A 3771-nucleotide genomic window follows, 5' to 3' on the forward strand; every position below is an offset into this window, starting at 1 on the left:
CAGGGTGAGGGATGAAGCCAGCCGCCGGCTGTCGCTTCCCCCTTCTCCCTGATCGCCTGCCCCCGGCTGCCTCCCTTGTCAACGGAACGGGCGCGCCGGACGGCGCGCCCCTCATGACAAGGCAGGGAGCAGAGCGAAGGGGATCAGGGTGAGGGATGAAGCCAGCCGCCGGCTGTCGCTTCCCCCCGCCCCCTGACCCCCCGCTCCCTGCTCCCTCCCTTGTCAACCAAAAGGGCGCGCCGTCAGGCGCGCCCCCTCCTTCTCAAAAGATCTTGAGGTTGATGTACTTCCGCGGGTTCTTCCTCAGATCGATCGCCAGCGAATCCAATCGCGCCAGCAGCGTGTCCATGCGCGCGTACACCGCCGGGTCGTTCATCAGCCTCCCGGCGGTCCCCGGGCCGGTGTTCACCTTCTGCACCAGCGACTGGACCTGCGTGTTCGTCTCCCGGAAATCGCGCGACAGCTGCTCGAAGTTCGCGCTCGTCGCCCGCAGATTCACGAGGGTCGAATCCACCATGGCCGAATCGACACTCGACAGCGTCTTCCGCAGCTGCGACTGGGTCAGCGTGAGCTGGCGCGACTGCTCGGCCGCCACGGTGCTCAGCTGGGCCACCAGCTTCGTCAGGTCCGCCACCGTCTGGCGCACCTCCCGTACCCCGCCGCTGTCCACGAACTGCCGCCGCGCCTCGTCGCTCAGCGCCCGCACGTTGAGGGCAATCGAATCCCCCTTCTCGAGCAGCTGCGCCACCCCCGGGGAGCCGGCGCCGGTGGGGATCGTATCCCCCTTGGCCATCTTCCCTTCGATCCCCTTCACCGGAGTCAGCGCAATGAGCATGTCGCCGAAGATGCCGTTCGCTTCCACCGACGCCGTCGTCCCGCTCGGGATGCGGTACTGATCCTGCACCTGCAGCGTCACGTCGAGCGTGCCGTCGGGGATGAGCTCTACCTTCTCCACGAAGCCCACCTGCACACCGGCCAGCAGGACCGGCTGCCCCTGCTTGAGCCCCGCCCCCCACGGGAAGCGGGCGTGCATCGTGTAGCCCTTGGCCAGACCGCCGCGGGCAATCCAGATCGTCCCGCCCAGAGCCAGGGCAAGGGCCACCATCAGCAGCAGCCCCACCAGCACTTCGTCACGTCGCTTGGTCGTCATAGAAAGAAGGAGTGCAGGCTCACGCCTGGATGAACGGAGCCAGAACGGCCGCGACAATGGCGTCGAGCACGAGAATGGACACGGACGCAATCACGACCGCCGTGGCCGTGGAACGACCGACCCCCTCGGCACCAGCCTCCGTGACGTAGCCCTGGTACGAGCAGACGAAGGAAATGGCCGCTCCGAAGCAGAACGCCTTGATGAGCGAGTAGATCACCTGGAAGGAGGTGAACGCCAGGCGGAGGCCGAGGAGAAAGTCGTCGGTGCGCACGTCGGTGGCGGTCACGAGCGTGGCCCACGCGCTGAAGATGGCCGTGGCGTTGGCCAGCACGGTGAGCGCGGGGAGCATCACCAGCGCCGCCAGCAGGCGGGGCAGGGCCAGAAAGCCCACCGGGTCGAAGCTGAGCGTTTCCAGCGCGTCGATCTGTTCGGTGACACGCATCGTGCCGATCTCGGCCGTCATGCGGGCCCCCACGCGTCCCGTGAGCACCAGTGCCGTGAGCAGTGGCCCCAGTTCGAGCACGATGGACTGCCGCACGATGAGCCCCACCACCGACATCTGGACGCCGGGAAAGAGCTGGTAGCGCGTCTGGAAGGCGGTGACCCCACCCAGAAAGGCGGCCACGATGACGGCCAGCGGCACCGAATCCACACCGATGTTGCGCATCTGGCGGATCGTCTCCGGCACCCACGTGCCCGGGTCCCGCAGCCCGCGCACGATGTCGCGGGCAAAATAGGCCCGCTTGCCGAACGCGTGCAGCAGCCCCGCCACATAGCGCTGCGCCAGACCCACCGTGTAGGCAATCGGCATCAGCAGCGGGCGGGGCGGAGTGAAGGGATCATCGCGGGGTCAGGTGCGGACACGGGCCAACAGGATGATGGCGAAGCTACCTACGAGCAGGTTCGGAATCCACGCCGCCATGTCCGGGGAGATGAGCCCCTTGCCGCCAATGGCCTTGGTCAACTGGATGAGCACGAGGAAAAAGACGGTCGTCGCCAGGCTTACCGCAATGCCGTAGGCCGCCCCGCCGCGCTGCGAACTCGTGGCCAGCGGGGCCCCGAAGAGCGCAATGATGAGGCAGGTGACCGGAATGGCGATCTTGAGCATCCGCTCCACCTTGAGCGTGTTCACGTCGGCGCCCGACCGTTCGAGCGCCTTGATGAACCGGGTCAGCTCGGCAAAGCGCATCTCAGCCGGGTCCCGCTCGGTGGCGCGCAGCTCCTGGGGTGTTTCCTTGAGGCGCCGGTCCACCAGCGAATCGAAGCTGAACGCCAGGTCGGCCGTCTCATTGGGGATCACGTGCAGCACCCCCGACTGCAGCGTCCAGCCGCGCTGCGCCGTCCAGTGGCCACGCTTGGCGGAAATGAGCAGCCCTGGCCGCCGCGGCCCGCCGCGCTCCTCGATTTCCACGTCGTTCAGCGTCTTCTCCCGCACGCTGAGCGTATACACCCGGTACACCCGCCCCTCATCGCTCGCGAAGGCGAAGTTGTACCGGTCGTCCATGGCGTTCGAGCTCGTGCCGGCCAGCAGCTTGAGCCGTTCGGCATTGGCCGGCGGTGCCACCTCGCTGAAGACCAGGTCGAGCCCCATCGCGAAGGTCGCCATGACCACGATGGGGGCAATGAAGCGGTAGAAGCTGATCCCCGACGCCTTGGCCGCGGTGATCTCCGAGTAGCGGGTGAACGTCCCGATGGAGAACACGGTGGCGAAGAGCACCGCCGCCGGCATGATCATGAACAGCGTATCGGGGATCCAGTATAGGTAGCTCAGCGCCAGTGCCTTGGCGGTGAGCCCCTTCTCCTGGTACTTGCGCAGGTTGTCGACCAGGTCGATCACGAACACCAGCACCGGGAACCCCATGATCGTCACGCTGAAGATGCGCGTGAACTCCCCGGCGATGTACTTGTCGAGCGGTGTGATGAGTCGGGTGCTCATGCCGGCACCGCCGGCGCCTTGAGCGCACGCGCCAGCTGCTTGCGCGCGCGCCGGTCGGCCAGCCAGTCGCGAAGCCCGCCGCCACGCGACGTATCGGTGGTGTTCTCCACGCGCCAGAGCAGCGCGATCCCCACCAGCGAGAAGATCACGTTGGCGATCCACATGGCGATGAACGCCGGCAGCCGCCCCTTGTCGGCCAGTGCCTCGCCGCCCATGAGGCAGATGTAATAGAGGCCGAACACCACGATGCTCACGCCAATGGTGACCCCCACGCCGCCGCGCGGAAAGCGCAGCGCAATGGGCGGGCCGAAGAGCACGAACACGAGACAGGCAAACGACAGCGCGAACTTCTTGTGGATCTCCACGGCCAACCCGTCCACCACCTCGCGCTGCGCCAGCAGCTGCTGCTGCGCGGCGCGCATGGCCGTGGCGTACACGCTCACCGTATCGGTTCCCGCCAGGGTCGCGGCCGGTACCGCGGCGGCCGCGGCGGCCGCGGCGCGGGCGGCCGAGTCGGCCCGGGCGGCGGAATCGGCCCGGGCGGCGGAATCGGCGCGCGCGACAGAGTCGGCCGCCACCGCCGCCGGCGAACGCTCCAGCCCGGGCTGCTCCACGACGGCCGGCGGCACCGGCGTCGGAACCGGCGCCGGGGCCGGCGGCTGCTGCACCGGCGGCTGCTGCACCG

The 3771-nt window shown here is 68.0% G+C and carries 4 protein-coding genes; all 4 read right to left on the reverse strand.

Going from position 1 to position 3771, the window contains the following annotated elements; all coding sequences use genetic code 11:
* Positions 1 to 262 precede the first annotated feature (262 nt).
* A complete protein-coding gene (locus LW840_RS16675; RefSeq protein WP_291269871.1) occupies positions 263 to 1150 on the reverse strand; it encodes an MlaD family protein in 888 nt (295 codons plus the stop codon).
* A 19-nt stretch (positions 1151 to 1169) separates the two neighbouring features.
* Entirely contained in the window at positions 1170 to 1961 is a 792-nt protein-coding gene (locus LW840_RS16680) for an ABC transporter permease (RefSeq protein WP_291269870.1), read from the reverse strand.
* Positions 1962 to 2000: 39 nt separating this feature from the next.
* Positions 2001 to 3086 carry an LptF/LptG family permease gene (locus LW840_RS16685; protein WP_291269869.1) on the reverse strand — a complete coding sequence of 362 codons (1086 nt, stop codon included), beginning with the start codon at positions 3084 to 3086 and terminating at the stop codon, positions 2001 to 2003.
* On the reverse strand, positions 3083 to 3771 hold a 689-nt coding region (locus tag LW840_RS16690; RefSeq protein ID WP_291277421.1), incomplete at its 5' end, for an LptF/LptG family permease. The genes LW840_RS16685 and LW840_RS16690, both read right to left, overlap by 4 nt.

The sequence above is a fragment of the Gemmatimonas sp. genome, from assembly GCF_021298855.1.
Taxonomy (GTDB): domain Bacteria; phylum Gemmatimonadota; class Gemmatimonadetes; order Gemmatimonadales; family Gemmatimonadaceae; genus Gemmatimonas.

Excerpts from the sequence above, each read along its gene's own strand:
- LW840_RS16675 (WP_291269871.1), bottom strand. The coding sequence starts at position 1,150 with ATGACGACCAAGCGACGTGACGAAGTGCTGGTGGGGCTGCTGCTGATG.
- LW840_RS16680 (WP_291269870.1), bottom strand. The coding sequence starts at position 1,961 with ATGCCGATTGCCTACACGGTGGGTCTGGCGCAGCGCTATGTGGCGGGG.
- LW840_RS16685 (WP_291269869.1), bottom strand. The coding sequence starts at position 3,086 with ATGAGCACCCGACTCATCACACCGCTCGACAAGTACATCGCCGGGGAG.